The sequence below is a fragment of the Streptomyces sp. NBC_00354 genome (assembly GCF_036106915.1).
GTDB lineage: Bacteria > Actinomycetota > Actinomycetes > Streptomycetales > Streptomycetaceae > Streptomyces.
On the sequence record NZ_CP107983.1, the window covers coordinates 3,237,506 to 3,262,730 of the forward strand.

General features: G+C 70.8%; 24 protein-coding genes. 13 read left to right on the top strand and 11 right to left on the bottom strand.

Annotation, left to right across the window (positions count from 1 at the left end):
* Positions 1-43: 43 nt before the first annotated feature.
* On the bottom strand, positions 44-2,284 hold the full coding sequence (locus OHT74_RS14250) for a transglycosylase domain-containing protein (RefSeq protein WP_328620417.1): 2,241 nt from the start codon (positions 2,282-2,284) through the stop codon (positions 44-46).
* Positions 2,285-2,514: 230 nt separating this feature from the next.
* Between OHT74_RS14250 and OHT74_RS14255 the strand changes: the two genes are divergently transcribed.
* The 6 genes from OHT74_RS14255 (at position 2,515) to OHT74_RS14280 (ending at position 8,813) form a co-directional block, all read left to right on the top strand.
* Complete coding sequence (locus OHT74_RS14255) at positions 2,515-3,426, top strand: SPFH domain-containing protein (RefSeq protein WP_328620418.1); 912 nt, start codon at positions 2,515-2,517, stop codon at positions 3,424-3,426.
* Positions 3,423-3,707: a hypothetical protein gene (locus OHT74_RS14260; RefSeq protein ID WP_266664223.1), complete on the top strand. Its 285-nt coding sequence runs from the start codon at positions 3,423-3,425 to the stop codon at positions 3,705-3,707. Before OHT74_RS14255 ends, OHT74_RS14260 begins: the two co-directional genes overlap by 4 nt.
* A 133-nt stretch (positions 3,708-3,840) precedes the next feature.
* A complete protein-coding gene (locus OHT74_RS14265; protein ID WP_328620419.1) occupies positions 3,841-5,160 on the top strand; it encodes a serine hydrolase domain-containing protein in 1,320 nt (439 codons plus the stop codon).
* 100 nt (positions 5,161-5,260) lie between these two features.
* Complete coding sequence (locus OHT74_RS14270; protein ID WP_266996785.1) at positions 5,261-5,785, top strand: PadR family transcriptional regulator; 525 nt, start codon at positions 5,261-5,263, stop codon at positions 5,783-5,785.
* Positions 5,782-6,468: an ABC transporter ATP-binding protein gene (locus OHT74_RS14275; protein ID WP_328620420.1), complete on the top strand. Its 687-nt coding sequence runs from the start codon at positions 5,782-5,784 to the stop codon at positions 6,466-6,468. The genes OHT74_RS14270 and OHT74_RS14275 overlap by 4 nt, the downstream gene beginning before the upstream one ends.
* Positions 6,465-8,813 (top strand): ABC transporter permease, encoded by a 2,349-nt coding sequence (locus OHT74_RS14280; RefSeq protein ID WP_328620421.1) that lies wholly within the window; start codon positions 6,465-6,467, stop codon positions 8,811-8,813. Before OHT74_RS14275 ends, OHT74_RS14280 begins: the two co-directional genes overlap by 4 nt.
* Before the next feature lie 48 nt (positions 8,814-8,861).
* On the opposite strand, the gene OHT74_RS14285 is transcribed toward OHT74_RS14280, so the two are convergent.
* A complete protein-coding gene (locus tag OHT74_RS14285; RefSeq protein WP_266664231.1) occupies positions 8,862-9,809 on the bottom strand; it encodes a hydrogen peroxide-inducible genes activator in 948 nt (315 codons plus the stop codon).
* Between the two features lie 136 nt (positions 9,810-9,945).
* On the opposite strand from OHT74_RS14285, the gene OHT74_RS14290 reads away from it, so the two are divergent.
* Both OHT74_RS14290 and OHT74_RS14295 read left to right on the top strand, forming a co-directional pair.
* Entirely contained in the window at positions 9,946-10,500 is a 555-nt protein-coding gene (locus tag OHT74_RS14290; protein ID WP_266664233.1) for a peroxiredoxin, read from the top strand.
* 3 nt (positions 10,501-10,503) lie between these two features.
* Positions 10,504-11,040 (top strand): alkyl hydroperoxide reductase, encoded by a 537-nt coding sequence (locus tag OHT74_RS14295; protein ID WP_053786237.1) that lies wholly within the window; start codon positions 10,504-10,506, stop codon positions 11,038-11,040.
* 72 nt (positions 11,041-11,112) lie between these two features.
* Here the strand turns inward: OHT74_RS14295 and OHT74_RS14300 are convergent, their stop codons facing one another.
* From OHT74_RS14300 to OHT74_RS14320, 5 genes are all read right to left on the bottom strand, one after another.
* On the bottom strand, positions 11,113-11,796 hold the full coding sequence (locus OHT74_RS14300) for a hypothetical protein (protein ID WP_328620422.1): 684 nt from the start codon (positions 11,794-11,796) through the stop codon (positions 11,113-11,115).
* Positions 11,780-13,201, bottom strand: coding sequence for an AI-2E family transporter (locus OHT74_RS14305; protein ID WP_266664236.1), 1,422 nt, complete (start codon positions 13,199-13,201; stop codon positions 11,780-11,782). The genes OHT74_RS14300 and OHT74_RS14305 overlap by 17 nt, the downstream gene beginning before the upstream one ends.
* A gap of 108 nt (positions 13,202-13,309) precedes the next feature.
* Entirely contained in the window at positions 13,310-14,008 is a 699-nt protein-coding gene (locus OHT74_RS14310; RefSeq protein ID WP_443047387.1) for a transglycosylase SLT domain-containing protein, read from the bottom strand.
* A gap of 424 nt (positions 14,009-14,432) precedes the next feature.
* Entirely contained in the window at positions 14,433-15,749 is a 1,317-nt protein-coding gene (locus OHT74_RS14315; RefSeq protein ID WP_266664238.1) for a PhoH family protein, read from the bottom strand.
* Between the two features lie 384 nt (positions 15,750-16,133).
* Positions 16,134-16,895: an isoprenyl transferase gene (locus OHT74_RS14320; protein ID WP_266664245.1), complete on the bottom strand. Its 762-nt coding sequence runs from the start codon at positions 16,893-16,895 to the stop codon at positions 16,134-16,136.
* Positions 16,896-17,024: 129 nt separating this feature from the next.
* Between OHT74_RS14320 and mgrA the strand changes: the two genes are divergently transcribed.
* Positions 17,025-18,062: an L-glyceraldehyde 3-phosphate reductase gene (mgrA, locus tag OHT74_RS14325; protein WP_266664247.1), complete on the top strand. Its 1,038-nt coding sequence runs from the start codon at positions 17,025-17,027 to the stop codon at positions 18,060-18,062.
* Positions 18,063-18,193: 131 nt separating this feature from the next.
* On the opposite strand, the gene OHT74_RS14330 is transcribed toward mgrA, so the two are convergent.
* Positions 18,194-19,018, bottom strand: a complete 825-nt coding sequence (locus OHT74_RS14330; RefSeq protein ID WP_328620423.1) for a prepilin peptidase — start codon at positions 19,016-19,018, stop codon at positions 18,194-18,196.
* A gap of 71 nt (positions 19,019-19,089) precedes the next feature.
* Between OHT74_RS14330 and OHT74_RS14335 the strand changes: the two genes are divergently transcribed.
* From OHT74_RS14335 to OHT74_RS14345, 3 genes are all read left to right on the top strand, one after another.
* Positions 19,090-19,491 carry a DUF192 domain-containing protein gene (locus tag OHT74_RS14335; protein WP_266664251.1) on the top strand — a complete coding sequence of 134 codons (402 nt, stop codon included), beginning with the start codon at positions 19,090-19,092 and terminating at the stop codon, positions 19,489-19,491.
* A gap of 36 nt (positions 19,492-19,527) precedes the next feature.
* Positions 19,528-20,145, top strand: a complete 618-nt coding sequence (locus tag OHT74_RS14340) for an SMI1/KNR4 family protein (protein ID WP_266664253.1) — start codon at positions 19,528-19,530, stop codon at positions 20,143-20,145.
* A 295-nt stretch (positions 20,146-20,440) separates the two neighbouring features.
* Entirely contained in the window at positions 20,441-21,724 is a 1,284-nt protein-coding gene (locus tag OHT74_RS14345) for an ABC transporter substrate-binding protein (protein ID WP_328620424.1), read from the top strand.
* A 174-nt stretch (positions 21,725-21,898) separates the two neighbouring features.
* Here the strand turns inward: OHT74_RS14345 and OHT74_RS14350 are convergent, their stop codons facing one another.
* Entirely contained in the window at positions 21,899-22,519 is a 621-nt protein-coding gene (locus OHT74_RS14350) for a hypothetical protein (RefSeq protein WP_266664257.1), read from the bottom strand.
* A gap of 142 nt (positions 22,520-22,661) precedes the next feature.
* Here OHT74_RS14350 and OHT74_RS14355 point away from each other — a divergent pair, with 142 nt between their 5' ends.
* Positions 22,662-23,843 carry a serine hydrolase domain-containing protein gene (locus tag OHT74_RS14355; protein ID WP_328620425.1) on the top strand — a complete coding sequence of 394 codons (1,182 nt, stop codon included), beginning with the start codon at positions 22,662-22,664 and terminating at the stop codon, positions 23,841-23,843.
* Here OHT74_RS14355 and OHT74_RS14360 read toward each other — a convergent pair.
* A complete protein-coding gene (locus tag OHT74_RS14360; protein ID WP_328620426.1) occupies positions 23,834-24,157 on the bottom strand; it encodes a nuclear transport factor 2 family protein in 324 nt (107 codons plus the stop codon). The two genes, OHT74_RS14355 and OHT74_RS14360, sit on opposite strands and share 10 nt — an antisense overlap.
* A 101-nt stretch (positions 24,158-24,258) precedes the next feature.
* A complete protein-coding gene (locus OHT74_RS14365) occupies positions 24,259-25,149 on the bottom strand; it encodes a polysaccharide deacetylase family protein (RefSeq protein WP_328623319.1) in 891 nt (296 codons plus the stop codon).
* Between the last annotated feature and the right edge of the window lie 76 nt (positions 25,150-25,225).

The window sequence follows — 25,225 nt, forward strand, 5'->3', positions numbered from 1 at the left end:
GGATGCTGCGGGGCGGCGGTGTGTCAGGGGCCGTACGAGCGCGCTACGGGAGCGTGATCGGCGGGCTCTTGGTCGGGTCCGGGCTCTTCGTCGGGTCCGGACTCTTGGTCGGGTCCGGGCTCTTCGTCGTGCTCTTGGTCGGGTTCGGCGAGCTCTTGCCGGGGTCCGGGGAGCTCTGCGAAGGCGAGACGGGCGTCGACGGCGAGGTGGAGGCCGAGGGACTCGACGACGGGGAGGTGCTGCGGGTCGGCGCCTGCGAGGGACCCATGTCCGCCTCGGAGAGGTCGAACTCCGCGGTGTCCACACCCTTGAGCGCGGCCAGCGTGTACGCCTTCCAGATCTCGGCGGGGAAGCTGGAACCACCCGCTCGGCCACCGCCCGCGGTACCGGTCAGGGTGACCTGCTTGGCCGTTCCGGGCTCTTCGCCGAACATCGCGACGACGGTGACGAGCTCCGGCGTGTACGCGGTGAACCAGGCGGCCACGTTGGACTCGGTGGTACCGGTCTTGCCGGCGGCCTCGTAGGCGGAGCTCTTCACGGCCTTGCCGGAACCGTCCTGGACGACGCCGGTGAGCACCTTGGTCACGGTGTCGGCGGTCGGGCGGCTGATGGCCTGGCCGCCCACGGACTCGACCGGCTTGAACTCCCGGGCGGCGTGCTTGGCGCTCTTGATGAGCGTCGGGGTGACCTTCTTGCCGTGGTTGTCGAAGGTGGCGTAGACGCCGGCCATCTCCAGGGTGTTGGCGCTCATGGTGCCGAGCGACATGGCCGGCTTGTCGGCGGGCCAGCCGTCGCGGTCCTTCATGCCGAGTTCCAGCGCCGTCGTCTTCACCTTCGAGGGGCCCACGTCCACGATCATCTGGGCGTACACCGAGTTCACGGAGGAGTTGGTGGCCGCCTGGACGGTGAGGAAGGGGTCGCCGTAGTTCGTGTTGTCCTGGTTCTGCGGGGCGAACGGGGTGTCGCTGCCGACGACCGGGCGCTTGCTGGTGCCGTCGTAGAGCGCGTTCGGGGTGATCGGCTTCTTGTCGTGCGTCTTGGACTTGTTCTCCAGGGCGGAGGCCAGCACGACCGGCTTGAAGGTCGAGCCGGGCTGGAAGTCCTGGCGCAGGGCATTGCTCGCCCAGTGGTCGGAGAGCCCGGTGCCGCCGTACATCGCGACGACCGCGCCGGTCTTCGGGTCCACGGAGGTGGCGCCGGCCTGCACGCTCGCGTCGACGGCGCGGTCCTTGCGGTCGAGCTTGGCCTCCAGCTCGTCCTGGACGGCCTTCTCCAGCGCGGCCTGCTTCTTGGGGTCGATGTTGAGGGTGATCTCCCAGCCGCCGGCCTGCAGCTCCTGGGTGGTCATCTTGGTCTGGCGCCGCAGTTCCGCGTCCACGGCCTGCTTCAGGTAGCCCTTCTGGCCCTCCATGCCGGGGGCGGCCTTGGGCTTGATCGGCATCTGGAGCTGGAGCTGCTTGCGCTTCTCCGGGTCGAGCGCCTTCATCTCGACCATGTTGTCGAGCACACCGTTGAAGCGGATCTTGACCAGCCGCGTGCCGTTCGGGCCCGCGGTCGCCAGGTCGTAGTCGCTGGGCGCCTGGAGGACGGCCGCGAGGTACGCGCCCTGCTCCAGGGTCAGCTTGTCGACGTCGACGCCGTAGTACGCCTGGGCGGCGGCCTGGATGCCGTACGCGCCGCGCCCGAAGTAACTGGTGTTCAGGTACCCCTCGAGGATGTCGTCCTTCTCCATGCGCCGGTCGACCTTGAGGGAGATCACCAGCTCCTTGAGCTTGCGGGTCGCCGTCTGGTCCTGGTTCAGGTAGAAGTTCTTGACGTACTGCTGGGTGATCGTCGAACCGCCGGCCTTGCCCTTGCCGGTGACCGTGTTGAACAGGCCGCGGCCGATGCCGAGGAAGTCGACGCCCTTGTCCTCGTAGAAGGATTTGTTCTCGATGGCGATGAAGCCGGTCTTGACGTCCTTGGGGACCCGGCTGATCGGCACGATCTCGCGGTTCATCGCGCCGTCGCGCGCCATGATCGAGCCGTCCGCGTACTTGTAGACGTTGCTCTGCTTGAGGGCGTCGGCGTTGGGGTCGGGCTCGTCCACGTAGAAGTAGAGAGCGACGAGCGCGCCCATGCCGAGCAGGATCAGCCCGAAGAGCGTCCCCAGGATCTTCTTCCACGTGAAGAAGCGGCGTATGCCGGTCCGTTTGCCGGCACGCCCCTTTTTCCCGGTGCCGCTCCCGCGCGGCGCCCGCCGCGCACTGCGCTGCTGCGCCTTACGCGCTTCTGCTCGGCCCATCGCTCCCGCTCCGCTCGATTTCCCCCCCGATGTCAGCTCAGAAAGCTAACACCGCAGGTTGTGACAAAGGTTGGCCAACCGTGGCCAATACCGGTCAATTCGGACGTGAGAATCAGCACCCACATCAAGGGAACCGACGCGCAGCAAGCCCATAGGGTTGCGGCAGCCCGAAAAAGTGATATCACTTTGCTAAGCGGCTCGACCGGCCGCGACCAAGCGAAACGGGGCAGATGATGACGAACTCGGCGGCAACCGCTGGAGACGTACGGGAGTTCACGGCGCGCAGCATGGGCGGCGGACTGGCCCTGATACTGGGGCTGTTGGCAGCGGTGGCCGGCGCGGGCCTGATCGCCCTCGGCGTGACCGCCGACGGCACGGTGATGCACGCGTCCCTGATACCGGCGGGCGTCCTGCTGATCCTCGCCGCGGTCATCTCGATGAGCGGGCTGAACACGGTGGCTCCGGGCGAGGCCCGCGTGGTCCAGCTGTTCGGCCGGTACCGGGGGACGATCCGTGCGGACGGCCTCCGCTGGGTCAATCCGCTGACCTCGCGGGAGACGCTCTCCACCCGGGTCCGCAACCACGAGACGGCCGTCCTGAAGGTCAACGACGCGTACGGCAACCCGATCGAGCTGGCTGCCGTCGTGGTGTGGCGGGTGGAGGACACCGCGCGGGCGAAGTTCGAGGTGGAGGACTTCACGCAGTTCGTCGAGACCCAGACCGAGGCCGCGGTCCGGCACATCGCGATCGAGTACCCGTACGACTCGCACGAGGAGGGCGGACTCTCGCTGCGCGGCAACGCCGAGGAGATCACCGAGAAGCTGGCGCTCGAACTGCACGCGCGGGTGGAGGCGGCGGGCGTCCGCATCATCGAGTCCCGGTTCACGCATCTCGCGTACGCTCCGGAGATCGCCTCCGCGATGCTCCAGCGCCAGCAGGCGGGCGCGGTCGTGGCGGCCCGCAAGCAGATCGTAGAAGGGGCGGTCGGCATGGTCGAACTGGCCCTGACCCGCCTGGCGGAGGAGGAGATCGTGGATCTGGACCCGGAGCGCAAGGCCGCCATGGTGTCGAACCTGATGGTGGTCCTCTGCGGCGACCGGGCGGCCCAGCCGGTGGTCAACGCGGGCACGCTCTACCAGTGAGCCCCGCCGGCGAGCCGCAGGACCCGCAACCGGGACGGGGCCCCGGCGAGGGCCAGGAGCGAGCCGCGCGCGCGGGGCGGCAGGCGCGCAAGCAGGTGCTGCTGCGGCTCGACCCGCAGGTGTACGACGCCCTCGCGCGCTGGGCGGGCGAGGAACTGCGCAGCGCCAACGCGCAGATCGAGTTCCTGCTGCGGCGGGCCCTGTCCGAGACGGGCCGCCTGCCGGGCGGGGCCGGCCCGATCCGGCCTCGCGGCCGCCCCCGCAGCTCGCCCGATTCCTGACGGCAGCTTCCCGGGCAGACCCCTGTCGGGTATCTCCGGCGCATCTCCGGCCGACCGGGCCGCAGACCCGCCGGCCACCCGCAGGGGTCTGCCCCGACCTGCCGGAGCGGGCGACCCTGCCCACAATGGACGCATGAGGACCTCCCGAGCCGGAACCTCGCGCCCTGCACGCCGTACGGCCCTGCTGGCACCGTGCGTGGCCCTGCTGATCGCGGGCGGCGCCCTCCCCGCCGGTGCGACGGCCGCCGGTGCGCTCGAGGACCCGTCGGCCACACCCGCCGCTACGGCCGGCGCCGCCCCCAGCCCCGCTCCGTCGGCCCTGAAGCCGATCGATCCGGCCGCCTTCCAGGCCACCGTGGACCGCGCGGCGAAGAAGCTCATGGTGCCCGGCGCGATGGTCCTGCTCCGCACCCCGCAGGGGACCTTCCACGCGGCCGTCGGCACCACGGAACGGGGCACGGCCAAGCCGCCGGACAGCGGCACCAGCTTCCGGATCGCCTCCAACACCAAGACCATGACGGCGGCGCTGATCGCGCTCCTCGCCCAGGACGGCAAGCTCCGGCTGAGCGATCCGGTCTCGGCCTACGTCGCGGGGGTGCCGGGCGGCGGGAAGATCACCATCGCCGAGCTGCTGAAGATGCGCAGCGGGCTCTACAACTACACCATGGCCCCCGAACTCGCGGCCGCCCTGGACGCCGACCCGGCGAAGGCCTACACCCCCGAGGACGTCCTGGCCATCGCGTTCCGCCGCCCGCCGAACTTCGCGCCCGACGCGTCCTACGAGTACTCCAACACCAACTACGCCCTGCTGGGCCTCGTCGCCGAAAAGGCCGGCGGCCGCCCCCTGGCCCGGCAGTTCCAGGACCGGCTGTTCACCCCGCTCGGACTGAAGGGGACGTCCCTCCCCGGCATCCACGATCTGTCGCTCCCCGAGCCCTACGCGCACGGCTACATGTACGGCGGGACGTCGTACGCGGTGGAGGACAAGCCCTACCCCGCCGCGATGCGCGAGGCGGCAGAGGCGGGGAAGCTCGCGCCCCTCGACTACACCCACCAGAACCCCTCCTACGCCACCGCTGCCGGAGGAGCCGTCTCCACCGCGGACGACCTGGCCGCATGGATCAAGGCGCTGGTGACGGGCAAGGTCCTGGACTCCGCAGCCCAGCAGCAGTGGCTGCGCAGCCCGCAGGCCGAGGACCCGGCGGCCCCCGACGGCCAGAAGTACGGCTACGGCATCGCCTACCAGCGCTTCGCCCCGAACGCCGCGATGTACTACCACGGCGGTGAACTCCCGGGCTTCAACTCCTTCATGGGCCACGACCCGGACAACGACGTCACGCTCGTGATCTGGACGAACCTGACCCTGTCCCCCGACGGCCGCACCACGGCCCAGGCCCTGCTGCCCACCGTCCTCAACCAGATCTACGCCGGGCTCGCCCTCCCCACCGGCTAGGCCTTTTCGGTCCCCTTCCCACGGCCGCGAGGCAGGCCGAAAGTCACCTCTACACCGCGCGTATACATCGAGCGTATACACCGCGTGTATAGTCCTCGGCATGTCCATCGGTCACACGCTCCTCGGCCTCCTCGAGGCCGGTCCACGCCATGGTTACGACCTCAAGCGCGCCTTCGACGAGAGATTCGGCCACGACCGCCCCCTCGCCTACGGGCAGGTCTACTCGACCATGTCCCGCCTCCTGAAGAACGGCCTCGTCGAGGTCGAGGGGATAGAGAGCGGCGGCGGGCCCGACCGCAAGCGGTACGCCATCACCGACGCCGGCATCACCGACGTCGACAGCTGGCTCGCCCAGCCCGAGAAGCCCGAGCCCTACCTGCAGTCGACGCTCTACACCAAGGTCGTCCTCGCCCTGCTCACCGGCCGCAGCGCCGCCGACCTGCTGGACACGCAGCGGGCCGAGCACCTGCGGCTCATGCGCATCCTGACCCAGCGCAAGCGCAAGGGCGATTTCGCCGACCAACTCGTCTGTGACCACGCCCTGTTCCACCTGGAAGCGGACCTGCGGTGGCTGGAACTCGCCGCTGCCCGCCTCGACCAGCTCTCCCGGGAGGTACGCCGATGACCCCGGCCGGCACCCTGCTCTGCGCCACGGACCTCCGCAAGGCGTACGGGCCCACCAAGGCCCTCGACGGCGCGGAGTTCTCCATCCACCCCGGCGAGGTCGTCGCCGTCATGGGGCCCTCCGGCTCCGGCAAGTCGACCCTGCTGCACTGCCTCGCCGGGATCGTCACGCCCGACTCCGGCACCATCACGTACGCCGGCCGCGAGCTGTCCGCCATGAACGACGCCGAGCGCAGCGCCCTGCGCCGCAGCGAGTTCGGCTTCGTGTTCCAGTTCGGCCAGCTCGTCCCCGAGCTGAGCTGCGTGGAGAACGTCGCCCTCCCGCTCCGCCTCGCCGGCGCCAAGCGGAAGGAGGCCGAGCGGACCGCCCTGCAGTGGATGGAGCGCCTCCAGGTCGAGGACCTCGGCCACAAGCGCCCCGGCGAGGTCAGCGGCGGTCAGGGCCAGCGCATCGCCGTGGCCCGCGCCCTGGTCACCACTCCCCGGGTGATCTTCGCCGACGAGCCCACCGGCGCCCTCGACTCCCTCAACGGCGAGCTCGTCATGCAGCTGCTGACCGAGGCCGCCCGGTCCGCGAACACCGCTGTCGTCCTCGTCACCCACGAGGCCCGGGTGGCCGCGTATTCCGACCGCGAGATCGTCGTGCGCGACGGCAGGTCGCGCGACATGGAGCGGATCGTATGAGGGCGCCCGGCACCCGCAGCTCCTGGGTCAAGGACCTTGCCATGGGCGCCCGGTTCGCCTTCGCCGGCGGCCGCGAGGGCTGGACCCGCACCCTCCTCACCGGCATGGGCGTGGGCCTCGGCGTCGCGCTGCTGCTGGTCACCACCGCCGTGCCCAGTGCCCTGGCCGCTCGCGACCAGCGCGGCGCCGCGCGCGAGACGATCAGCTCTCGGACGGCCGAGCAGCCGGGGCGCGATACCCTGCTGATCGCCCGCGGGAACATGTCGTACCACTCGGACGACATCGAGGGGCGCCTCGTCCAGCCCGAGGGCCCGGACGCCCCGCTGCCGCCCGGCCTGAAGAAGTACCCCGGCCCGGGCGAACTGGCGCTCTCCCCGGCCCTCGACCGGCTGATGAAGACCGATGAGGGCAAGCTGCTCCGCGAGCGCCTCGACGGAAAGATCGTGTCGCTCATCGGCGACGCGGGCCTGGTCGGCCCCGGCGACCTGTACTACTACGCCGGCACCGACCGGCTCGCAGCACGGGCGGACGGCGCGTACGTCCAGCGGATCACCGCCTTCGAGAACACCGTCGAGGCCCAGCCGCTCGACCCCGTCCTCGCCCTCCTCGTGGTGCTGGTGTTCGCCGCCCTGCTGACGCCGGTCGCCGTGTTCATCGCGGCCGCCGTCCGCTTCGGCGGGGACCGCCGCGACCGCAGGCTCGCGGCCCTGCGCCTGGTCGGCGCCGACGGCCGGACGGTACGCCGGATCGCTGCGGGCGAGGCGCTCGCCGGTGCGCTGATCGGCCTGGTGCTCGGTACCGGCTTCTTCCTGATCGCCCGGCAGCTCGCACCGAACCTGAGCCTCCAGGGCCGCAGCGTCTTCCCCGCCGACCTCGACCCGCGCCCGGCGCTGGCCGCGCTCGTCGCGGTTTCCGTCCCGGCCGCCGCCGTCGCCGTGACCCTGTTCGCCCTGCGCGGCGTGGTCATCGAGCCGCTCGGCGTGGTCCGCACGGCCACCCCGCGCCGGCGCCGGATCTGGTGGCGGCTGCTGCTGCCGCTGGCCGGTCTCGGCCTGCTGGCCCCGATGATGGGCCGCGGCAAGACCCACGGGCAGTTCAACCAATGGCAGGTCTCGGGCGGTGTGGTGCTGCTTCTGGTCGGCATCACCGCCCTGCTGCCCTGGCTGCTGGAGTGGGTCGTGGGCCGGCTCGGCGGCGCCGGCGGGGTCTCCTGGCAGCTGGCCGTGCGCCGGCTCCAGCTCACCAGCGGGAGCGCCGCCCGGCTCGTCAACGGGATCGCGGTCGCGGTGGCCGGGGCCATCGCCCTGCAGATGCTCTTCGCGGGCGTCGCGGGCGACTACACCCACGACACCGGCCAGGACCCCTCCCGGGCCTCGATGTCGATCCTCACCCGTTCCGGGACCGAGGACCACGTCGACGCCCTCGGCAAGGCGGTGGCCGGCACCAAGGGCATCCTCAAGGCCGTTCCGCTGACATCCGTTTCGGCCTCCCGCACCCCGAAGGCACAGGGCGGTTCGATCGCTCTCACCGTCGGGACGTGCGAGGCCCTGCGCGAGGTCGGGCAGCTGCCCTCCTGCAAGGACGGCGACGCGTTCGTCCTGACCGGCGCCCCCGGCGAGCCGGACGGGCCCACCGCAACCGCCGGGCCCGGCGACAAGCTGTTCACCGGGAACCTCTACGACCGCGAGGGCCCCGAGCCGAGCGTGTGGACCGTGCCCGCCGACGCGCGGACGGCGCAGGCCCGCAAGGACCCGAACGGCAGCCTGCGCGCCGGCCTGCTGGTCACCCCGGCGGCCGCTCCCAAGAACCTGAGCGGCCGCGGAGTGGCCCAGGTGTTCGTCCAGCTGGACCCGAAGGTGCCGGACGCGCTGGAGCTGGCCCGGACCGCGGCCTACAAGGCCGACCCGCTGGCCACCGCCATGACCCTTCAGTCGGCCCGCACGACCACCGAGTTCGGCTCGATCCGGACCGGCCTGTTCATCGGCGCCACCCTGGTGCTGGTGCTGATCGGCGCCAGCCTGCTGGTCTCCCAGCTGGAGCAGCTGCGCGAGCGCAAGAAGCTGCTGTCCGCCCTGGTCGCGTTCGGCACCAAGCGCTCCACGCTGAGCCTGTCGGTGCTGTGGCAGACGGCTCTGCCGATCGCCCTCGGCCTGGCCCTGGCCACCGCTGTCGGCCTTTCGCTCGGCGCGGTGCTGATGCGGATGACCAACGTGCCGGTCCGGATCGACTGGTCCTCGGTCGCGATGATGGCCGGCAGCGGCGCGTGGGTGACCCTGGTGGTCACCCTGCTCAGCCTGCCGCCGCTGCTGCGGCTCATGCGCCCGGACGGCCTGCGTACGGAGTGACGCCGGGCGCGCGCAGGCCCGTACGCCCGCTCCCCGGCCCGGCCCGCCCTACTCGGCGGGCCACACCGGGAGCGGGCGCACGGCTTCGCGCAGGGCGCCCGCGATGGCCCGGAACTCCTCCTGGCGGGCCGTCCCCGTGCGCATCGCCAGCGCGATCCGCCGCGACGGCGCGGGCTCGGCGAAGTACCCGGTGGCCAGGTACTCGTTGCGGGCGGTCTCCAGCCGCAGCGCGGTGCGCGGCAACAGTGTCACCCCCAGTCCCCCGGCGACCAGTTGTACGAGGGTGGACAGCCCGGCGGCGGTCGTGGTGACGTCCGCCCCGTCGGTCCGGCCGGCTTCGCGGCAGATGTCCAGGGCCTGGTCGCGCAGGCAGTGCCCCTCGTCGAGCAACAGCAGTTGAAGGCCCCGCAGTTCCTCGCTCGGGATGTCCCTGCGCCCGGCGAGCGGGTGCTCCCTGGGCGCGAGGAGGACGAAGTCCTCGTCGAAGACGGGCAGTTCGGTCACCCCGGGGACGCCGAGGGGGACCGCGAGCAGCAGCAGGTCGAGCCGTCCGCCGGCCAGCCCGTCCAGCAGCGAGGAGGTCTGCTCCTCGTGCACCTGGAGGTCCATCCGCGGGTAGCGCCGGTGGAAGAGCCCGAGCACGGTCGGCAGCAGGTACGGGGCGACCGTGGGGATCACTCCGAGCCGCAGGATCCCGGTGAAGGGGGCGCGTACCGCCTCGGCCTCCTCCAGCAGCCCGCCCATCGCGTCGAGGACCGCTCGGGCCCGGGCCGCGATCCGCTCACCCGCCGGGGAGAGCAGCACCTTGCGGGTGGTGCGCTCCAGCAGCTGCACGCCGAGGGCCTCCTCCAGCGCGGAGACCGCGCCGGAGAGCGCCGGCTGGCTCATTCCGATGGCCGCGGCGGCGTCCCGGAAGTGCAGATGCTCGGCGACGGCCGCGAACGCGCGCAGCTGCGCGAGCGTCGCCTGCTTCGCTCCTCTATTACCGACAGCCACTGATAGGTACCTCCGATCACCCGCCTCGAGTCTAGCTATTTCCGTAATCAATCCTGCTGTGCCAGCATGTGAGATCCGTCCAACCCCCTCGGAAAACCCCCAAAAGGGCTCTTTTCCATTTCCGCAAGGAGAGCACGTGCTCACTGTCGGTGACAAGTTCCCCACCTACGATCTGACCGCTTGCGTCTCGCTCGAGGCCGGCAGCGAGTTCGCCCAGATCGACCACAAGACCTATGAGGGCAAGTGGCGCGTGGTGTTCTTCTGGCCGAAGGACTTCACCTTCGTCTGCCCGACCGAGATCGCCGCCTTCGGCAAGCTGAACGACGAGTTCCTGGACCGCGACACCCAGGTCCTCGGCGTCTCCGGCGACTCCGAGTTCGTCCACCACGCCTGGCGCAAGGACCACGCCGACCTGCGTGACCTGCCCTTCCCGATGCTGGCCGACTCCAAGCACGAGCTCATGCAGGCCTGTGGCGTGCAGGGCGAGGACGGCTTCGCGCAGCGCGCCGTGTTCATCGTCGACCAGAACAACGAGATCCAGTTCACGATGGTGACCGCCGGTTCCGTGGGCCGTAACCCCAAGGAGGTCCTGCGGGTCCTCGACGCCCTGCAGACCGACGAGCTGTGCCCCTGCAACTGGAACAAGGGCGAGGGCACCCTGGACGCCGGCGCGCTGCTGGCCGGTGAGTGACGGATGTCCCTCGACTCCCTCAAGTCCGCCATACCGGACTTCGCCAAGGACCTGAAGCTGAACCTCGGTTCGGTCATCGGCAACAGCGACCTCCCGCAGCAGCAGCTGTGGGGCACGGTCCTGTCCTGCGCGATCGCCGCCCGCTCCCCGCGCGTCCTGCGTGAGCTGGAGCCGGAGGCGAAGGCGGCGCTGTCGCCGGAGGCGTACACCGCCGCCAAGTCCGCCGCCGCGGTCATGGCGATGAACAACGTCTTCTACCGCACGCGGCACCTGCTCTCCGACCCGGAGTACGGCACCCTGCGCGCGGGTCTGCGGATGAACGTCATCGGCAACCCGGGCGTGGAGAAGGTCGACTTCGAGCTGTGGTCGCTCGCCGTCTCCGCGATCAACGGCTGCGGCCAGTGCCTGGACTCGCACGAGCAGGTCCTGCGCAAGGCCGGCGTCGACCGCGAGACGATCCAGGAGGCCTTCAAGATCGCCTCGGTGATCCAGGCCGTCGCGGTCACCCTCGACGCCGAGGCCGCCCTCGCCGCCGAGTAGTACCCCTTCGTACGGATGGCCGTACAACGACAGGGCCCCCGCAGCCGTTCCCGGCCGCGGGGGCCCTGTCGTTCACTTGCGCAGGCTCGTCATCAGGGCGCGCATGTCCTCGACCATCGCCGCTTGGACGGCGGCCTCGTCCGGGTCCGCGGCGTCCGGCTCCCCGTACCACTGAACGGTGAGGCTGAAGACGGCGCCCCCGTCGAGCACTTCGAGCCGTGAACCGCCGACCCGGTGGGTGAGCAGCGCCCGCTCGCCGAGCCCGGGGACCTGCTCCACCTCGCCGCCCGAACTCGCCATGGCCCCGATGCCCCCGAGGCCGGTGGGGCCCGCGCCGAACTCCGTGCGGGGATCGGTCTTCTTGTGCAGCCGGACCAGCACCTCGGCCTCGTACGACAGGCGGCCGTCGACGTACGGCGCGCCGTGCGCGCAGTACGCCCAGTCGAGCGCGGGGTGCTCTTCGTGGCGCCCGTAGTGCCCGGTGAGCTGCTCGGTGGACCCGGACACCGCGGTCAGCTTCACCTTGCACAGGTCCTCGACATGCCGGTACGCGATCCGCGGCGCGGCATCGCCGAAACGATCCTGCGCCGTCAGAACGCCGGCCCAGACGGCCGAGGCCAGTGCGGCCCCGCCGAGGGCCCATAACCAGGCCCTACGCGGCCCCCGTACGCGCTCGCGCGGGGACTCGGGCTCCTCGGCAGCCGTCGGCGGCCGGCCGGGGTCCCACTCCCCCTCGAGCTCAGGCTCGCTGATCACGCCCGGCCTCCCGCGCTGCCTGCTCGAACGCCGTCGAGCCGTGCGGACCGGGGCCGATCGCCGCTGCGCCGTGCAGGAGCTGGTCGCGGGAGTAGGCCCGCAGGTAGACGACCACCGTGTTGGTGACGGCGACCAGTGGAACGGCGACCACCGCTCCGCCGATGCCCGCGACCATGCCGCCCGCGGCCACCGACAGGACCACCGCGAGCGGGTGCACCCGTACCGCCCGGCCCAGGATGAAGGGCTGGAGCACGTGCCCCTCGATCTGCTGCACGGCCAGCACCACGAGAAGCACCATCAGCGCGGTCCACGGCCCCTGGGTCACCAGGGCGACGACCACCGCGAGGGCGCCCGAGACCACCGCGCCGACGAGCGGGATGAAGGCGAACAGGAAGATGAAGACGGCCAGCGGCACCGCCATCGGCACCTTGAGGAAGTAGATCCCGAGGCCGATGAAGATGGCGTCGATGAGCGCGACGAGCACCGTGCCGCGGACGTACGCCGTCAGCGTGCGCCAGGCGCGCGGACCGGCGCCCGCAACACCGGGGCGGGCGGCGGCCGGGACCAGGCCCTGCACCCAGGTCCAGATGCGCTTGCCGTCGTAGAGCAGGAACAGCGTCGAGAACATCGCGAGCAGGATGCCCGTGAGCACCTCGACGAGGACCGTCACGCCCTGGAGGCCGGCGGAGGTGATCTGCTCGGTGTTGGTGCCGATGGTCTCGCTGAGGTTCTTCGCGATGTCGTTGATCTGCTTCTCGGTCACGTGGAACGGACTGTCCAGTGCCCAGAGTTTGAGCTCGTTGATGCCGTCGCGGACGCGGGCGGAGAGGTCGTCGAGGTTCTCCATGACCTGCCAGACCACGAACCAGCCGACCAGCCCGATGACCACGAACCCGAGGATCGCGGTCACGGCGGTGGCGAGACCGCGCGGCAGTCCGAGGCGGCGCAGCCGGACCACGAAGGGCTGGAGCAGCGCGGTGACGAGCAGGGCGGCGGCGAAGGCGAGGACGACCAGGCGGACTTCGCTGATCACCTTCATCACGACCCAGAGCATCCCGGCGAGCAACAGCAGCCGCCAGCTGACCTCGGCGGCGACGCGCATGCCCCACGGGACGACGCTCACGGGGTCGGGACGCCCGCGCAGGGCGGGCGGGTGGGGGTGCGGGTGCGGGTGGCCGGGCTGCTCGGCGGGGGTGCTGGGCACCGGGGTGGCCGCCGGGGCTGCCGGAGCCCCCGCACCGGCCCGCATGCCCACGCTCGTACGGGCGGCGCCCCCGGCGGCGACCGGGACCGGAGCGGCGAGGATGCTCTCCGCCTCGACCTCGGCACGCCGCTCCTGGAGCCGCGCCTCCATGCGGCTCAGCCTGTTCCCGAGCCGGCCGAGCCAGCCTGCCCTCTTCGCCATGTCTTTCCCTTCCCCCGCCCGTGGACACACCTCGAAAGACCGTACACGCGAGGAGCCCCGCACCGTAGGACGGTGCGGGGCTCCCGGAGGTTGAGCGGGTGGCCGGTACTAGTACCAGCCGTTGGCCTGGTGGAAGCTCCAGGCGCTGCACGGGCTGTGGTAGCGCTCGTTCATGTAGTTGAGGCCCCACTGGATCTGGGTGGCCGGGTTGGTGCGCCAGTCGTCGGCGACCGAGGACATCTTCGAACCCGGAAGTGCCTGGACCAGACCGTACGCGCCCGAGGACGAGTTCACGGCCTTGTAGTTCCAGGTGGACTCCTCGTTGATGATGTTCGAGAAGCACTGGAACTGCCCGGCCGGGACGATCTGCCGGGCGATTTCCTTGACCTGGGCGACCGTGTAGGAGCTCTGGACGGCGAAGTCTCCGGCGCTGCGGCTCGCGGAGCGGCTGGCGACCTGCTCCTTCTCGTCGCGGTCCTTCTTCGCCTTCTCGTCGGCAGCCTTCTGCGCCTCGACCTTCTTGGACTTGGCGTCCTCGGCGGCCTGGATGCGGGCGGCTTCCTCGGCGACGCGCTTGGCGTCGGTGTCGGCGCCCTGGGCGATGGCGTCGGCCTGCTGCGTCAGGGACGCGTTCTGGACCTGCGCCTGGTCGCCGACCGGGATGTCGGCGAGGAGGGTCGCCCCGGACGCGGTGGTCTCGAGATCGTTCGAGGCGGGGTCGCCAGCGGCAACGCCCACGACTGCGCCGACGGTGGTGACTGCGGTGGCCGAAGCCACGGCGAATCCCCGGACCGAGATCCGGCTCACACGGTGTCCTTCCAGCAGCGTCCGCAGTGACCGGGCGGGCGCAATAGTGCCCCTCGACACTGGCCTCCGTGGTGCTGCGATCACTGGAGGCGCGGGCCCGTGGGCAACTCCCTTACGGGGGCTGCCGCGTGGTGCTCGGGCGGCATACGGCGAACGACTGTGGAGTTGTGATGCTGCCTGTACCTCACGTTGGGACAACGGGAGATACAGATGTGCCGTATGCGGGGCCTGACGGAAAACAGACTCTGCCGGACCCCGACACCGCAAGGCAATTCTCCGTTGCGTGTGAAAGGTCACACCTGGCATGTTGCCGTTGGTTTCACCAAAGACCTGTGCAGCACGACGCCGCCCGGCTAGGCTCTCGTGCCTTTGCCGGGCGGCGCCAACTCACTTTCCCGCTATGGGGGTTTTACCCCCTTCGCCCCTACAGGGACTCGAGCATCTCGGTGACCAGCGCGGCGATCGGGGAGCGCTCGGAGCGGGTGAGCGTGACGTGCGCGAAGAGGGGATGCCCCTTCAGCTTCTCAACGACCGCCACCACCCCGTCGTACCGGCCGACCCGCAGATTGTCCCGCTGGGCGACGTCGTGGGTCAGAACAACCCGCGAATTTGCTCCGATTCGGGACAGAACGGTCAGCAGGACATTCCGCTCCAGTGACTGCGCCTCGTCCACGATCACGAAGGCGTCGTGCAGCGAGCGCCCGCGGATGTGCGTGAGCGGCAGGACCTCCAGCATCCCGCGGTTCAGCACCTCCTCGATGACCTCGCGCCCGGCCACCGCCGAGAGGGTGTCGAAGACCGCCTGCGCCCAGGGGCTCATCTTCTCGGACGCGTCCCCGGGCAGGTAGCCGAGGTCCTGGCCGCCCACCGCGTACAGCGGCCGGAAGACCATCACCTTCTGATGCTGCCTCCGCTCCAGCACGGCCTCCAGGCCCGCGCACAGCGCCAGCGCCGACTTTCCGGTGCCGGCCCGGCCGCCCATGGAGATGATCCCGATCTCCGGGTCGAGCAGCAGGTCCAGGGCGATGCGCTGCTCGGCGCTGCGGCCGTGCAGCCCGAAGGCCTCGCGGTCGCCCCGTACGAGCCGTACGTTGCCGTCCGCGGTGACCCGGCCCAGGGCCTTGCCGCGCTCGGACTGGAGGACCAGCCCGGTGTGCACGGGCAGTTCGGCGGCCTCCGGTACGTACAGCCGCTCCTCGGAGTAGAGCAGGTCGACCTGCTCCCCGGACAGCGCGAGCTCACTCATGCCGGTCCAGCCGGCGTCGGTGATCGCGAGCTCCGCCCGGTACTCCTCGGCGAGCAGCCCCACGGAGGAGGCTTTGATGCGCAGCGGGAGATCCTTCGAGACGACCGTGACGTCGTAGCCCTCGGCCTGGAGATTGCGGGCGACCGCGAGGATCCGCGAGTCGTTGTCCCCCAACCGGAAGCCGGCCGGCAGGACACCGGGGTCGGAGTGGTTGAGCTCGACACGCAGGGTGCCGCCCAGATCGCCCAGCGGGATGGGGGCGTCGAGGCGACCGTAGCGAACCCGGAAGTCGTCGAGCAGGCGCAGGGCCTGACGGGCGAAATAGCCGAGTTCGGGATGGTGCCTCTTTGCCTCCAGCTCGGTGATCACCACGATCGGGAGCACGACCTCGTGCTCGTCGAAGCGGGTGATCGCGTTGGGGTCTGCCAGCAGGACGCTGGTGTCGAGGACGTAGGTCCGCCTGTCGGGCAGGCGGCGCTTTGTGCTGGTCACCACGGAAGGACGTACCCCCTCGGAAGAGGTCGGGCCATGAAGACCGGACCGGTCATCGGCACCCATGCCGGGGCCGATTTCCGGCCCTCCCATTCGTCCGTGCGAACCGCACGTGCGTCCTGGTGCAAAGGGCCTCCCGGGCGGACGACCCCATGCCGTCCGCTGAGACTCGACACCCGTGGATCGGGCATCGACCTGAAAGGGATATTCCCCGATCAGGCCCGGCCATGCCATGGCATATGACGGACGCTCGGTGAATCCCTGGTGAAGGCCTTGCAGGGAGGACGGCCGGGGCCGGGGGGACCCCCGGGAGTACGGCGACGGCGCGCCACCGGAGGTCCGGGGCGCGCCGCGAGAGGTGCCGAAAAGTGCCGTACCGAGGGGCCGTCAGGAGCCGTAGCGGCGGTGGCGGGCGGCGTAGTCGCGCAGCGCCCGCAGGAAGTCGACCTTGCGGAAGGCCGGCCAGAACACCTCGCAGAAGTAGTACTCGGAGTGCGCGCTCTGCCACAGCATGAATCCGGACAGCCGCTGCTCGCCGCTGGTACGGATGACCAGGTCCGGGTCGGGCTGGCCGCGCGTGTAGAGGTGCTCGGCGATGTGGTCGATGTCGAGGATCTCGGCGAGTTCCTCGAAGGAGGTCCCCTTCTCCGCGTGCTCGAGCAGCAGGGAGCGGACCGCGTCGGCGATCTCCTGGCGGCCGCCGTAGCCGACGGCGACGTTGACGAGTATCCCGTCGATGTCGTGGGTGGCCTGCTCGGCCTCCTTGAGCACGGACTGCGTCTGTGCGGGCAGGATGTCGAGGTTGCCGACGTGGTGGACGCGCCAGCGGCCGTCCGCGGCGAGGCCCCGCACGGTGTTCTCGATGATGTTGAGCAGTGGGCGGAGCTCGACCTCCGGCCGGTCCAGGTTGTCCGTGGACAGCATCCACAGGGTGACGACCTCGACGTCGGTCTCGGTGCACCAGCCCAGCATCTCGGAGATCTTGTCGGCCCCCGCCTGGTGGCCCTGTTCCGTCGTGCCTCCGGACGCCTTCGCCCAGCGCCGGTTCCCGTCCAGGATCACGCCGATGTGCTTGGGCGACGCGTCATGGTCGAGGCGGCCTTCCACCCGGCGTGCGTAGAGCCTGTACACCAGGTCGCGCAGCTTCACGATCTTCCAGCCCCTCCGTGCAATGCCCCCGTGCGAAATGCGGTCCTTCCCCCGAGGCCGCCACATTACTGCGCGGTGGGATCGGGTACCCAACTCGGTCTGTCACAAGTCCGTGATAGGGAGGACAACGTGACTGATAACAATCCCTATCGGGCAGAGCCCTCGCGCTACGACTCCATGGAGTACCGGCGCACCGGCCACAGCGGCCTCAAGCTCCCCGCCATCTCCCTCGGCCTCTGGCACAACTTCGGCGACGACAAGTCCCTCGAGTCCCAGCGGGCGATCCTGCGCCGGGCCTTCGACCTCGGCGTCACCCACTTCGACCTGGCGAACAATTACGGTCCGCCCCCCGGCTCGTCCGAGCTCAACTTCGGCAAGATCTTCGCGCAGGACTTCGCCTCCTACCGCGACCAGCTGATCCTTTCCACCAAGGCCGGCTACTTCATGCACGAGGGCCCGTACGGGGAGTGGGGCAGCCGGAAGTACCTGATGAGCTCGCTCGACGCCTCGTTGAAGCGGATGGGCGTGGACTACGTCGACATCTTCTACTCGCACCGCTTCGACCCGGAGACCCCGCTGGAGGAGACCATGGGCGCGCTCGCGTCCGCGGTCCGGCAGGGCAAGGCGCTGTACGTGGGCGTGTCCTCGTACACCGCCGAGCAGACGGCCGAGGCTGCGCGGCTCCTCCGCGAGATGGGCATCCGCCCCCTCATCCACCAGCCCTCGTACTCCATGATCAACCGCTGGACGGAGGAGGACGGCCTGCTGGACACCCTGGAGGAGGCCGGCATGGGCTGCATCTCCTTCGCGCCGCTCGCGCAGGGGCTGCTGACCGGCAAGTACCTGAAGGGCATCCCGGAGGACTCGCGTGCCGCCGCGGGCAAGTCCCTGAGCCCGGACCTGCTGTCGCAGGACGTGGTGCGCCGCCTGGCGGGCCTGAACGAGATCGCGGCGCGGCGCGGGCAGTCGCTGGCGCAGCTGGCGCTGACCTGGGTGCTCCGGGACGAGCGGATGACCTCGGCGCTGATCGGTGCTTCGAGCGTGTCGCAGCTGGAGGAAAACCTGGCGGCTCTGGGCGGTGCGCCGCTCTCGGATCAGGAGCTGAAGGAGATCGACTCCTTCGCCGTGTCCACCCCCGGCACCAACATCTGGGCCCAGCGCAGCTGACCTGCGGTTTTGCCCGGGGGGTGCTGGAAATAAAAAACGGGCCGGTCCGTGGGGGGGATACGGACCGGCCCGAGGGGGGGGTTCCACCATAACCCTTCGTAAAGCGTTATGCGTGCATCGGCGCAAGATGATTACGCTCCGAAACCACCCAGCAGCACTCCGGTGAGGGCTCCGGCCGCCATGAAGGGGCCGAACGGAAACGCCGTCCGGCGGCTTCCGAGGCCTCTCAGCACAAGGGCCAGCCCGTACAGGGCGCCGTAGAGGAACCCGAGGAAGGCTCCGACGGCCCATACCCCCCAGCCGTACCACCCAAGGATGACCCCGAGCGCGAGCGCCAGCTTGACGTCGCCGAAGCCCATGCCGGCCGGGTTGATCAGGAACAGCAGGAGGTACGCCCCTCCGAGCGCGCCCCCGCCGAGCAGCGCCCCCGTCCAGGACCCCCCGGCGCCGGGTACGAGGGCGGCGGCGCCGAGCCCGGCGGCAACCGCTCCCGCGAGGGGCAGGGTGAGCACATCGGGCAGCCGCTGCACGGCCAGATCCACGAGGGCCAGCAGGAGCAGCAGGGGCACCACCCCGACGAACACCACCCCCTCGGGCCGCTCCCCGACGGCTCCGCCCACCACCCCGCACAGCGCCCCGGCCAGGCCGCCGCTCCACGCGACGCAAACCCCGTACCGATGCGACGGCCCTGCCGGCTGCGACTCCCGCTGCGCGCTGCCGGGCTCCGTAGCGCCGGCACCGGCCCGCCCCGCCGGCGCTCGAGGCGCGGGGGCCTGGGAGCAGCGCCCCCGGCAGTAAGGCAGGCCCAGCCAGCCCCGGATCCGGTGGCCCTCGGGGCAGCGGTCCCGCCAGGGCTCATCCGGCTCGACCGCCAGGCGGTATGCCGCCCGCGGCAGCAGCAGCCCCACAGCCACGCCGTAAGCCAGTGCGGCGACGGTGATCACTAACACGCCCATCCGCCGACGGTAGGCGCAGACACCGGCACCTGCATGGGCCCGGGGGCCCAACCGCCCCTACCCTGGCCGCCATGACCACCAGCAACGGCCTGCTCCGCCTCGGGCCGGACCGGGAACCGGTGCCCCTGGAGATCGCGGCCTCCTACCGGGCCCGCACCCGCGGCCTCCTCGGCCGCGACGGCATACCCGGCGCCGCCCTGCTCCTCACCCCGGCCGGGAGCGTGCACACGTTCCGGATGCGGTTCGCGATCGACGTGGCGTACCTCGACCGCCGCCTGCGCGTCATCGCCCTGACCACCATGCCCCCCGGCCGGCTCGGGCTCCCCCGGCTCCGCTCCCGGCACGTACTGGAGGCCGAGGCCGGGGCGATGGCCTCCTGGGGCCTGCACGTCGGCTCCCAACTCCACATCGACGGACCGGACGGACCGGACCCGTCTCAACTGCCGCTAGGCCCCACGCGGCCCCGGCGGTAGGTTGGGGCGGTTGAGCTGGGGTCTCAGGGGAGCGGCATGACGGAGAACGCGCGAATCAAGGCGCTGGAGCAGATCATGCCGGCGACGCACGGCGCCGACGAGGACATCGACTGGCCGGCTGCGGAGGCCACCTGGCACACCCGGTTCCCGGCCGATTTCGTCGCCTTCATGGGCCGCTTCGGCGCCGGATCCATCAACGGCGAGGCCAGCATCCTGCTGCCCCTCCCCAAGCCCGGGCTGCAATGGGATCCGGCCGAGATGGCCGAGGAGACCGGCAACGCCCGCCAGCTCTGGGAGGCGGAGGGCGGCCGGGCCGCCTTCGGCGTGGACCCCGAGTCGATCATCGCGTGGGGCGTCACCGGCGGCTCCGACATCCTCTGCTGGCTCACCACCGACCCCGATCCGGACCGCTGGCCCGTCCTGGTGGTCGGCCGCCACACCGCCGACGCGTTCGCGGTCTATCCGTACGGCATGGCCGAGTTCCTGTACCGGCTCTGCGCCGACGAGTTCGACGTGAGCCCGGTCAGCATCACCTTCTGGGACGGCGGGCACCTCAGCTTCGTGCACTGGCGCAAGGCCCAGCGCCGCTGGCAGGAGGGCCGCAACCCGGAGACGGGCGAGCCCGACCCGTACGCGGGCGAGTTCGCCGACTGAGCTCCGGGCGCACCGGCCCACTGACCTGATCCGGACCCCCGACCCGTTCCGCAGCCCCAATGGGCCGGAATCGGGCCTTTCGGCATGTCTACGCGCGTCCGAATTGTTGATCACATATCGGAAAACACCAGCCGGAAAAGCCGCACTTGGAGCATTGACCACAAGTTCCGACCCAATGGAATCAACCGCCCTTCCGCAGGAGAGAATTCCGGCCAACGGGCCACGGACGGACACCCCGGCCCGGAGCAACTCATAAGCAGTAACGGGACTCAAAGAAATTCAGGGGAATACACCCGTGCGACGAAGAATCTTCGGCACGGGCGCGACCGCGGTCGTGCTCGGTCTGCTCATCCCGCTGGCCGGATGCGGCGGTTCAGACAACGGCGCTGGTGACAGCGGCACGCTGCGCCTGGTCGCCGCGGAATACGGCGACAACCAGGCCACCAGTTCCAAGGCCTTCTGGGACAAGGTCACGGCCGATTTCACCAACGCCAACCCCGGCATCAAGGTCGAGGTCCAGCTCCTGCCGTGGGCGGACATCGACCGTGAGGTCACCCGTATGGTCAAGTCCGGCAATGCGCCGGACATGGCCCTCATGGGCTCGTACTCGGACTTCGCGGCGCAGGACAAGCTCTATTCCGCGGACGAACTCCTCTCGGTGACCGCCGAGGCGAACTTCCTGCAGCCGCTCGCCGAGGCCGGCTCGGTCGGCAGCACCTTCTACGGCCTGCCCTGGGTGGCGAGCAGCCGGCTCCTCTTCTACAACCAGGGCCTCTTCAAGCAGGCCGGCGTCAGCGAGCCCAAGAACTGGTCCGACCTGGAGACCGCCGCCAAGGCGCTCAAGAGCAAGGGCGTGAAGTACCCGTACGCGCTGCCCCTGGGCCCGGAGGAGGCGCACGCCGAGGCGATGATCTGGGAGCTGAGCAACGGCGGCGGCTACGCCGACAGCGCCGGCAACTACAACCTGGCCTCCGACCAGAACATCCAGACCTTCCGCTGGCTGAAGGACCACCTGGTCGGCCCCGGCCTGACCGGGCCCGTCCCGCCGTCCCAGCTCAACCGCGCCGACGCCTTCGCCGCCTTCGTGCGCGGCGAGGTCGGCATGCTGAACGGCTACCCGCAGCTCCTCCACGAGGCGCGCGCCAAGGGCGTCGACGTCCGCACCGCGACCATGCCGGTCGCGGACACGCTCGGCTCCGGGGAGACTCCGCCGACCGTGGGTGTCGCCGACTGGATGATGGCGTTCAAGCAGAACGGAAAGCGCACGGAGATCGGCAAGTTCCTGGAGTTCATCTACCAGGACAAGAACCTGTCGGACTTCTCGGGCCGCTACCACTTGCTGCCCTCGACCGTCTCGGCCTCCCGCAACCCCTCCGGCGCCGGCCTCGACAGCAACGACCAGTTCTTCCTGACCGCCCTGCGCGGTGCCCAGCTGTACCCGGTGAACGACCCGTCCTGGGTGACGGTCAGCGACACCATCAAGCGCAACATCGGCCGCGCCGTGGAACCGAACGGTGACGCGAAGTCCGTCCTCGAGGAGATCGCCGCCAAGGCGAACGAGGCCCGCAGGAAGCACTGAAAGTACTGAACTTCCAGCCCGACACGGGACTTTCGTCCCTGCCGCATCCCACCCCGTGCGGCAGAATGGCTGCTACGGCTCTTGATCCAAGGCCGCGGACCAGTCGCCCGCCGAGTACCCACAAGGTGCACGGGGCGGCCGGCCCTCTCCCTCCCCCTCTCCCCCGCCTCCGGGTCAGACCTTGCCGTTCTCCGACGAGAACGCTGTCCGGTGCTGCTCACAGCTGGAGTCCCAGCTCAGGGTCCCCGTGAGCGTCCCGTAGCCCGAGCGCGTGAGCGACCACTCCACCGTGTACTCACCGGTGTCACAGGCGATCCGCTTGCCGCCCGGCACCTTGGCGCGCCCCGTCGCCGGCCGGTCCGCCAGCTCCTGGCGCACCTCGACCGCCTTGGCGTGGTCCGCGGAGCGCAGTACGGCGTGCAGGACGATCGGGTGCCTGCCGTCCTTGGTCGTCACGGCCTTCTTCACCAGCTTCGAGTCCGACACCGCCCAGCCGAAGTCGAACGAGGGCTGCCAGGCCAGGGTCTTGGGGTCGGCGACCTGCCGCTCGTAGTCGGGGGCGCCCGAGGGGCCGGGGCGGGTCACCGTCTCGTACCGGATCCCGGGGTAGAAGCGGAGCTGCCCTTCCAGCTTGTGCATCTCGTCCTTGGTCCACTGCGACTTCATCGTCTTCTCGCCGCCGGCCGGGTCCTGCAGGTACGTACCCTCCGCGGCGGTGGCGGGCTGGCCGAGGGCGGGGGCGAGGGCCGCTGCGGCGGTGGCGAGGGCGAGAGCGGCGATGCGGGTGCGCTTCATGCCCGGTCCAACGGGGCCCCGCGGAGGGCTGCAACGAGGCCGCTCGGGCTTTCACCCGTACGGGATCAGCGCACCGGAATATCGCATGATCATCTTCCGTTCTACCGGGTGAAGCGACGACACCGAGCGACAGGGAGTCCCGATGAGCGCGAGTGCGGGTGTGGGTACGAACGTGTACGGCACGGTGGCAGCGGGCTGGGAGCCCGTCCGGGAGGAGTTCGAGGCCTTCGTCGCGGCCGAAGCGCACTCCCCCGAGGCGCAGCTGGCGGTGTACCGGGACGGCCGCCGCATGGTCGACCTGTGGGCCGGCGAGGACACCGGTGCCGACACCCTGACCGGGGTCTACTCGATCACCAAGGGCGGCGCGCACCTGGTGGTGGCGCTGCTCGTACAGGACGGCGTACTGGAGCTGGAGCGCCGTGTCTCGGAGTACTGGCCGGAGTTCACGGGCGGCGGCAAGGAGCGGCTGACGGTGCGGCAGCTGGTCTCGCACCAGGCCGGACTGGTCAACACCGCCGAGGGCTTCGACTACGCGGAGATCGCGGACGACGCGCTGATCGCGGCACGGCTGGCCGCGCAGGAGCCGTACTGGGAGCCCGGGACGGCGTACGGGTACCACGCCTTCGTGATCGGCGCGCTGATCGGCGAGGTGGTGCGGCGGGCCACCGGAAAGTCCCTCCAGGAGGTGTTCGAGGAGCGGATCCGCGCACCCTACGGGCTCGACCTGTACATGGGCCTGCCGCAGGAGCTCGAGGGCCGCTGGAAGCCGGTCCTGGAGATGCTCCCCACGCCCGAACAGCTGACCGCGATGGCCGGGGCGGCCGTGCCGGAGCTGCTGCCGGTCGCCTTCAACGCGCACCGGGATCCGGCGATGGACCTGGTGGAGTACGGGAACCACCCGAAGGTGAAGGCACTGGGCCCGGCGTCGGCAGGCGGCACCGGCACGGCGCGCGGCGTCGCGGGGATGTACGCGGCCGCGATCAGCGAACTGGACGGCCGGCCTGCGCTGCTGAAGCCGGAGACGGCGGCCGAGTTCGCGCGGCCCCACACCCCGGGCGAGGACCGGGTGACCGCCGAGGTGGACCACTTCGGGCTGGGCTTCGAGCGGCAGCAGGCCGTGGGCCCTCAGGCCTTCGGGCACTGCGGCGCGTCGGGCGGGCTGGGCTGGGCGGACCCGGCGACGGGGCTCGCGTACGGGTACACGCGCCGCCGGTTCGCCTTCCCGGGCGGGGCCGCGCCGGAGAACGAGCGCCTGACTGCGGCGGTGCTGCGGGCGGCCGCCGCACAGGGGACGACGGCTCAGGGGACGACGGCTCAGGCCTGACCGGTCTCGAAGCGGCTGATGCGGCCGTCGCCGGTGACGGTGAACCGCCACTTGGTGCGCATCTCGCCCCACGTGTCGTTGCGGTAGTTGACGACGAGGGCGCGGCCGCCGTCGGCCTCGGTCTCGATGTCCATGTGGCCGTCGGAGGCGAAGATCTCCTTCTCGGCCCACTGGGCGACGTCGCGGTCGGAGCCGTCGTCGGACATGGTCGCGCCCTCGGTGAGGACGGCGCGGAAGGCGTTCTGGTCGCCCGCGTTCACGGCGGCGACGAAGGCGCGGACGGCGGGGTCGGACAGCTGGCTCGACGGGATCACGGGGGCCTCCTGGGCGGTCGTACGGGTTGTGTGCGCGACCAGGGAACACCGCGGGCGGCGCCGGGGCGGCGACCTTCACCCGTTCGCCGCCGGACGGCGTGTCAGGAGGCGTCGGGGGCGGTGCGGACGGGGAAGCCGGTGGGGCGGCCCTGGTCCTTCAGCCAGGCCAGTACCTGGTCGAGGGCGGCGACGGTCTGGGTACGGTTGCCGCCGCCGTCGTGGAAGAGGACGGTCGGGCCGTTGCCTATCTCGGACTTGACCGCGTTGACGATGGCGGCGACGCCGGGCTTCCCGAAGTCCTTGGTGTCGACGTTCCACCCGAGCGGGCGCATCCCGTGCGCGGCGGCGATGCGGCGGCTGTCGGGGGTGAACGCGCCGCCGGGGGCGCGGTAGTACTCCACCTCGGCGCCGCCGCCCGCGGCGTCCTCGATCATCTTCTTCGCGTCCAGGATCTGCTTCTCCTGGTAGTCGACGGGCTTCTTGTCCATGGCCGTGTCGTGGTTCATGGTGTGGTCGCAGAGCCGGTGGCCGCCCGCGACGACCCGCTTGACCAGGTCGGGGCGGGCCTTGGCCTGCGGCCCGATCATGCAGAAGGTCGCCTTCACGTCGTACTTCTTCAGCACCTCGAGGACCTTGGGGGTCCACTGGGGGTCGGGGCCGTCGTCGATGGTGATGTTGACGGCGTTGCCGCCGCTCTCGGAGGCGTGCGCTATGCCGTCGGGTATCTGCGACTGCGGTGCTCCGGCGTCGGCACCTCCGGCGCCTTGGGCACCACCATTCTTCCCCCCGCCGTCCTTCGCGCCGCCGCCCTTCGCACCGTCGTCCGAACCGGCGCCCGTGCCACCGGTGTCGGTCTGGCGTGCCGCGTTCTCCTGTCGGCCGGGCCCCGGTTCCACGAGGGCCGTCACCCCCCACACCGTCCCGGCCACTGCGGCGGCCGCGGCCACGACGACTGCCCCGGCCCGGATGCCCTGCCTGTTCGCGCGCGCCATGAAGCCCATGAACCGTCCCCTCCCCGTCCGTTCCTGTGTGCGCTCTGCCCTCCAGGACGACCCTTGAAGCGGCGGG

What these genes read in the sequence shown, in the direction of transcription:
- OHT74_RS14365 (WP_328623319.1), bottom strand. Translation starts at nt 25,149, where the DNA reads ATGGCGCGCGCGAACAGGCAGGGCATCCGGGCCGGGGCAGTCGTCGTG.
- OHT74_RS14335 (WP_266664251.1), top strand. Translation starts at nt 19,090, where the DNA reads ATGACCACCAGCAACGGCCTGCTCCGCCTCGGGCCGGACCGGGAACCG.
- OHT74_RS14330 (WP_328620423.1), bottom strand. Translation starts at nt 19,018, where the DNA reads ATGGGCGTGTTAGTGATCACCGTCGCCGCACTGGCTTACGGCGTGGCT.
- OHT74_RS14295 (WP_053786237.1), top strand. Translation starts at nt 10,504, where the DNA reads ATGTCCCTCGACTCCCTCAAGTCCGCCATACCGGACTTCGCCAAGGAC.
- OHT74_RS14305 (WP_266664236.1), bottom strand. Translation starts at nt 13,201, where the DNA reads ATGGCGAAGAGGGCAGGCTGGCTCGGCCGGCTCGGGAACAGGCTGAGC.
- OHT74_RS14340 (WP_266664253.1), top strand. Translation starts at nt 19,528, where the DNA reads ATGACGGAGAACGCGCGAATCAAGGCGCTGGAGCAGATCATGCCGGCG.
- OHT74_RS14265 (WP_328620419.1), top strand. Translation starts at nt 3,841, where the DNA reads ATGAGGACCTCCCGAGCCGGAACCTCGCGCCCTGCACGCCGTACGGCC.
- OHT74_RS14350 (WP_266664257.1), bottom strand. Translation starts at nt 22,519, where the DNA reads ATGAAGCGCACCCGCATCGCCGCTCTCGCCCTCGCCACCGCCGCAGCG.
- OHT74_RS14250 (WP_328620417.1), bottom strand. Translation starts at nt 2,284, where the DNA reads ATGGGCCGAGCAGAAGCGCGTAAGGCGCAGCAGCGCAGTGCGCGGCGG.
- OHT74_RS14270 (WP_266996785.1), top strand. Translation starts at nt 5,261, where the DNA reads ATGTCCATCGGTCACACGCTCCTCGGCCTCCTCGAGGCCGGTCCACGC.
- OHT74_RS14255 (WP_328620418.1), top strand. Translation starts at nt 2,515, where the DNA reads ATGATGACGAACTCGGCGGCAACCGCTGGAGACGTACGGGAGTTCACG.
- OHT74_RS14355 (WP_328620425.1), top strand. Translation starts at nt 22,662, where the DNA reads ATGAGCGCGAGTGCGGGTGTGGGTACGAACGTGTACGGCACGGTGGCA.
- OHT74_RS14275 (WP_328620420.1), top strand. Translation starts at nt 5,782, where the DNA reads ATGACCCCGGCCGGCACCCTGCTCTGCGCCACGGACCTCCGCAAGGCG.
- OHT74_RS14280 (WP_328620421.1), top strand. Translation starts at nt 6,465, where the DNA reads ATGAGGGCGCCCGGCACCCGCAGCTCCTGGGTCAAGGACCTTGCCATG.